Below are 6,362 nucleotides of genomic sequence, written 5' to 3' on the forward strand. Positions count from 1 at the left end.
GACCTAGCCCGAGGACGGGGTTCTCCCCGCCCCCCGGGCCAGGCTCGACGGGCGGTCAGCCGGTGCGGGTGATCCGTGGGGCGGCCGCGGGGTCCGGGATCGCGAACGGCTGCGGCAGGTCCTCGACGTAGTGCTCGAACGCGGCGACGTCGGTGCCGAACGACGTCACGCCCGTGCCGTCCTTGAACACGGTGAAGCCATCGCCGCCCGTGGCCAGGAAGCTGTTGGCGGCCACGGCGTAGCTCGCCGCCGGATCCACGGCCGTGCCGTCGGCAAGCGTCAGGCTCGTGATGCGATCGCCCGCCGCGCGGCTGCGGTCATAGCTCTCCTTGATCCCCGAGACCTGCAGGATCTTGTCGCCGGCGTCCTGGAACTGCTGCTCGAGGATGGCCTTGAGCTGCGCACCGGTGAGCTGCATCGAGACCAGCCCGTTGTCGAACGGCTGGACGGCGAACAGATCGGCGAACGTCAGCTGGCCGGCCTGGAGGTCGGCGCGGATGCCACCGGGGTTCATCAGCGCGATCGGCGCGCCGGTCTCATGGGCTTGAGCGTCAGCGATCAGATCGCCGAGGCTGCTCTCGCCCGACGCGGTCGCGTCGCGCGTGGCGGGCGCCGCCGCGGTGCCCACCGTGCGCGACGCGACCGGGGCGATGCGGTCCTTGAACGTCTGGACGAGATCGGCGAGCGCGGGCGCCGGGGTGGTGCCGGCGTCGTAGGTCGTCACGACGTCGGCAGACGATGCCGTGACATCGCGGGTGCGGCGATCGACCGTCAGCGTGACCTTGTCGAAGGCCGTGCCGTACTTGTAGGCCTGCACGACGAGCGCGTTGTGGACCTTGGTGTTGAGGAAGCTGTGGGTGTGGCCGGCGACGACGAGGTCGACGTCGGGATCCATCTGCTTGGTCTCGTCGAGGATCTCGCCGGCGGGGTCCTTGCCCGGATCCTGGAAGCCGCCCGCGTGGGCGAGCACGACGATCGTGTGGACGCCGAAGCGGTGCAGCGCGGCGACCTGCTTGTTGACCGCGTCGCTGAGGTCGCCGAACGTGAAGGGAGCGACGGCGTCGGGCACGACGATCGACGGCGTCTCGGTCGTCGTGACGCCGATGATCCCGACCGGGATCCCCTCGCGCTTGACGATGGTGAACGGCGGCAGGACGTAGCGGCCGCCGTCGGCGTAGGTGACGTTGGCCGACACGTAGGGATAGTCCGCACCGGGGAAGTGCGGGTCCGACGTGTCGACGCCGTCCTTGAACTGCTTGCCGTCGTCGCGGTGGCCGCCGCGGATCAGGCGCAGCATCTCGGTGGCGCCCTCGTCGAACTCGTGGTTGCCGAGCGTGCCGACGTCGAAGTCCATCAGGTTGGTGGCCTCGATCGTGGGCTCGTCGTGAAACCAGGATGAGATCAGCGGCGAGGCGCCGACGGTGTCGCCCGCGTGGGCGATGATCGTGCCCTTGGGATCCTGGGCCTTGGCAGCGGCAAGGTAGGAGCCGAGGAACGCGACGCCGCCGGCGGGCTGGCCGGAGACGAGCGTGGGCTCGAGGTTGCCGTGGAGGTCGTTGACGCCGAGCACCTGGAGGTTGACGGTGCGCGGGGGCTTGGGCGGATGGTGGTGGCCGTGGTGATGGCCAGGACCGTGCCCGTGGTGGCGGTGGGCCTGCGCGGGCGCAGCCGTCAGGGCGAGCGCTGCGAGGAGGACGAGAAGGATGCGAGTCACGCGCCTCCCTTTCCCAGCTGGCGCAGGTCGAACGTGACGGGCTCGTGAACCGTCCGGGGCCGGACGCTAGGCCGCGAAGTCCACGTGGACGTGGCGGCCGCGTTCGAGCAGGACGACGCGACCGGCCTCGCGCAGCGCGAAGAGGGCGGCGCGCTCGTTGGCCGTGAGGTCGGCGTCGGGCGGCGGCTGCGCGCCGGCGGCGACGTAGCGCTGCTCGAGCGCGAGCGCCTCGGCGTCCAGCGGCGGCGGCGCGACCTCGGCGTCGGCGCCGAGCTGCTCGCCACGCTCGAGCGCCGCGAGGCGGACGAGGGCGTCGTTGGTCGGTCCGTGGCGGACGGCGTCAGCGTCCAGGACGGTCGCCTCGCCGAGCAACTCGTCGTCGCGCAGGCGCCGGATCTCCAGGATGTCGCCGCTCACGACCTTCAGCGGCTCGTCGCAGCGCAACTGGTGGAAGCGGCCGCCGAGCCAGCCGACGCGCGCCTCGGCCTCGGCCTGACCGTGGACGACGAGGACGTGGGCGCCGTGCTCGAGGCGCGCGTCGACGGCGACGTCGAGGATCGTGGGCGCGACCGCCGGGGGCGACGTCGCGGCAACGTCGAGGACCGCGGGCGACGACGACAGCGCCGGAACCGTCCCCTCCTTCCACGCGCCCTCCTCACGCTTCCAGATCGGCGCCTGCGCCTTGATCCGGTCGATGATCTCGCGCGCGCCCGCGAAGGCCTCGCCGCGATGCGGCGCGCTGGCGGCCACCACGACCGACGCCTCACCGAGCGGCACGCGCCCGTAGCGGTGGTCGGCTGCGGCCCGGCAAAGCCCATGACGCTCGACCGCCTCGGCGACGATCGCGTCGATCCGCGCCGCCGCCATCTCGACGTAGGCCTCGTAGTCCAGGAACGCGACCTCGCGCGTGGTGCCGCTGAAGGTCACGACCGCGCCGGCCCGCGGGTCCTGCACCCGCGCTGCGACCGCCTCGAGCGACAGCGGGCCGTCGAGGACCGCGCCGCCGCTGACCGGCGGGACGACCGCCAGCTCGTCGCCGGCCTGCAGCACGACGTCGGCATCGGCGTACTCGCGGTTGACGGCCAGCACGAGAGAGACGCCCGGCGCCAGGTGCTGGACCTCAGCCAGCGCATCGGCGACCCGCGCCCCGTCGGGCAGCTCGAGCTCCAGCTCGTCACGCCCTGCCCGCTCGCGCAGCCCGGCGAAGAGCCTGATGCTGACCTTCACCGAGCAAACAGTAGGGAGCGGGCGCCGCTGGTGGACGTCTGCCCGAGAAGTCGCCGGAGCGCCGCGTAAGCTCGCGCGCCATGAAGGCCCAACACCACCTCATCCGGCTCGCCGCCATCGCGGCCGGCGCCCTGGCCATCGTCCCGGCAACGGCTTCGGCCGGGATCTGGGCGCCGGTCGTCTCCGGCACCACCGCCAACATCACCGCCGTCGACCAGGTCAACGCGAGCACGCTGGTCTACGGCACGGCGTCGGGGCAGATCCTCAAGAACGGGTCCGTCAAGTCCACCAACCCCGGGTTCTCGATCAACGACATCGCCTTCAACCCGGCCGGGACCATCGGCCTGGCCGCCGCGAGCAACGGCCGGCTGCTGGTCAGCACCAACGGTGGCGACTCCTGGGCCGTCAAGTCGCTGGCCGCCACGAGCTACACGCAACCCACCCCCTGCTTCGGCACGCCATCCCCCACACGGGACTTCACGCCCGTGGGCAATATCAACGCCGTGTCGTGGGCCAGCAACACCGTGGCCTACGCGATCCCCGCAGATCTCGGCGTGGTGCTCAAGACCACCAACAGCGGCACCAGCTGGCTCGACGTCAGCCGCCAGACGGACGGCACGTGTTTCGTCAGCACCGACGGCGATCCGCTCACCGACGTCAAGGCCTTCCCGGGCTCCGACCTGGTCTGGTTCGTGGCCGACGACTTCGGCACGATCTACATCTCCTCCAACGGGCTGGCCTCCTCGGCACCGCATTTCGACGGCGGCGTCAACTGCTTTGACCATCACCCGCAACTCGCACTGGATTTCGACAACCCCAACCGCGCGTTCACCGTCGACCGCTGCGACGGAAGCCTGCAGTTCGGCCGCACCGAGGACGGCGGAGCCAGCTGGGCGCTCAGGCCGGACTACTTCGCCGGCGACGGCGACACGCTGAGCGGCCTCAACGACGTCGCGATCGCGGGCGGCTCGGCGCTGGCCGTCGGCAACGGCGGCGCGATCCTGGTCGACAACGACGGCCGCAACGCGTACTTCCAGCGCGCCGACGGCGCCGATGCGACCAACGACTGGCTCGCGGCCGACAAGCTCGACGCCACGAACGCCGTCATCGGCGGTCGCGGCGGCCGCCTGCTGACCACCAGCCAAGCCACGACGATCCCCGACATCGTCGCCCCAGCGGGCACCGTGACCGGCGCGACGACCGTGGTCGCCGGCACCCCGGCGACCTACACCGCCAACGTCGCCGACAACGCGGGCGGCAGCGGCAGCGGCATCGACCCGGCGGGCTTCGCGTGGAGCGCGACGGGCGTCCCGGCCGCGTCCGGCAACCCGGCGACGCTCACGTTCCCGTCACCGGGCTTCTACCTCGTGTCGGTGAGCTTCAAGGACCTCGCCGGCAACGCCGCGACCGCGAGCCTGACCGTCAACGTCACCGCGCCGCCCGTGGTCAAGGCGCCGCCGCCGGTCAACCCGGTCAAGACCACGACCGCCTCGGTGCCTGGCGCAAAGATCAGCTTCGGCGTGCCGAACTCTTGCGTCAAGGCCGGCTCGACCTTCAAGGTCACGCTCACCTGGAAGAAGCAGAAGCGCAAGGGCAACAAGTTCGTCAAGGTCCGCCGCGCGGACTTCTACATCGGCTCCAAGCGCGTGAAGATCGACAAGAAGGCGCCGTTCACGCAGACGCTGAAGGTCAAGGCCGGCACCAAGGCCGGCTCGACGATCACCGTCAAGGCGCGGGCCTACGTCAAGGTGACCAAGGGCAAGTCGCCGACCAAGTCGATCAGCTCGAAGATCAAGGTCTGTTCCTAGGCACAGCGCCACTGCAGGGGTCGTCGCCGTAACCTTCAGGGCATGGCGACGACTCCTGCAGAGGAGCGCTTGACGGTCGCGCCCATCGTGGGCCCGGACGACCCCAGGCGCTTCACCGACTCCGGCATCGAGGTCAAGAACCTCTACACGGCCGACGACGTTCCGGCCAACTTGGAGCTCGGCGAGCCCGGCGAGTTCCCCTACATCCGCGGGCCGCACCGCGAGATGTACCGCAAGCAGTTCTGGACGATGCGCCAGTACGCGGGCTACGCGAGCGCCAAGGAGTCCAACGAGCGCTACCGCTACCTGCTGTCCAAGGGCGGTACCGGGTTGAGCATGGCCTTCGACCTGCCCACGCAGCTCGGCCTGGACTCCGACAACCCGCGCTGTCTCGGCGAGGTCGGCCGCACCGGCGTCGCGATCGACACGATCGACGACATGCGCACCGCGTTCGACGGCATCCCGCTCGACCAGGTGTCGACGTCGATGACGATCAACGCCCCCGCCGCCGTGCTGATGTTGCTCTACGAACTGGTCGGCGAGGAGCAGGGCGTGCCGTCGGTGCAGTTGCGCGGCACCACCCAGAACGACGTGCTCAAGGAGTACATCGCGCGCGGCAACTACATCTACCCGCCGGTGCCGACGATGCGCCTGACGACCGACCTGTTCGCCTACTGCAAGGAGAACATCCCGAAGTGGAACACGGTCTCGATCTCGGGCTATCACTTCCGCGAGAAGGGCTGCAGCGCCGTCCAGGAGGTCGCGTTCACGTTGAGCAGCGGCATCGCCTACGTGCAGGCGGCCGTCGACGCCGGCCTCGCGGTCGACGACTTCGCCCCGCGCCTGGCCTTCTTCTTCAACGGCCATAACAACGTCTTCCAGGAGGTCGCGAAGTTCCGCGCCGCCCGGCGGATGTGGGCGCACATCATGCGCGACCGCTTCGGGGCCAAGAACCCCAAGTCGCAGATGCTGCGCTTCCACACGCAGACCGGCGGCGTCACGCTGACCGCCCAGCAGCCGCTCAACAACGTCGTGCGCGTGGCGCTGCAGGGCTTCGCCGCCGTCTGCGGCGGCACGCAGTCGCTGCACACCAACGGCTATGACGAGGCGCTCGCGCTCCCGTCCGAGCGCGCCGCCAAGCTCGCGCTGCGCACCCAGCAGGTGATCGCGCACGAATCCGGCGCGACCGACACGGTCGACCCGTTCGCCGGCTCCTACTACGTCGAGTCGCTGACGGCGGAGATCGAGAAGCGCGCCTGGGCGCTGATCGAGAAGGTCGACGAGCAGGGCGGCTCGGTCAACGCGATCGCGTTCATCAAGACCGAGATCGAGGAGTCGGCCTTCGGCTACCACGAGCGCTACCGCCTCAATCAGGACATCGTGGTCGGCGTCAACGACTACGTCGAGGACAGCGCCGAGGTCGAGGAGATCCTGTCGGTCGACCCGGAGTCCGAGCGCGAGCAGCTCGAGCGCCTGAAGGCGTTCAAGGCCGGCCGCGACCAGGCGCTCACGGACACGCGCCTGCAGGAGTTGCGTGAGGCGGCCGAAGGGAGCGACAACCTCCTCCCACCCATTCGCGCCGCCCTCAAGGACCGCGCGTCGATCGGCGAGGT

4 protein-coding genes are annotated in these 6,362 nt (G+C 70.3%); 2 read left to right on the plus strand and 2 right to left on the minus strand.

Going from position 1 to position 6,362, the window contains the following annotated elements:
• Positions 1 to 55: 55 nt before the first annotated feature.
• Positions 56 to 1,714, minus strand: a complete 1,659-nt coding sequence (locus tag VGO10_RS17805) for a bifunctional metallophosphatase/5'-nucleotidase (protein ID WP_327470865.1) — start codon at positions 1,712 to 1,714, stop codon at positions 56 to 58.
• 66 nt (positions 1,715 to 1,780) lie between these two features.
• On the minus strand, positions 1,781 to 2,941 hold the full coding sequence (locus tag VGO10_RS17810; RefSeq protein WP_327470867.1) for a molybdenum cofactor biosynthesis protein MoaE: 1,161 nt from the start codon (positions 2,939 to 2,941) through the stop codon (positions 1,781 to 1,783).
• 80 nt (positions 2,942 to 3,021) lie between these two features.
• On the opposite strand from VGO10_RS17810, the gene VGO10_RS17815 reads away from it, so the two are divergent.
• Entirely contained in the window at positions 3,022 to 4,749 is a 1,728-nt protein-coding gene (locus VGO10_RS17815) for a hypothetical protein (RefSeq protein ID WP_327470869.1), read from the plus strand.
• Between the two features lie 42 nt (positions 4,750 to 4,791).
• Positions 4,792 to 6,362: acyl-CoA mutase large subunit family protein (locus VGO10_RS17820; RefSeq protein WP_327470871.1), on the plus strand; the 1,571-nt coding region annotated here is incomplete at its 3' end.

Source organism: Baekduia sp. (genome assembly GCF_035996765.1).
Lineage (GTDB): Bacteria > Actinomycetota > Thermoleophilia > Solirubrobacterales > Solirubrobacteraceae > Baekduia.

Coding starts and splice junctions, on each gene's coding strand:
- VGO10_RS17815 (WP_327470869.1), top strand. CDS start 3,022: ATGAAGGCCCAACACCACCTCATCCGGCTCGCCGCCATCGCGGCCGGC.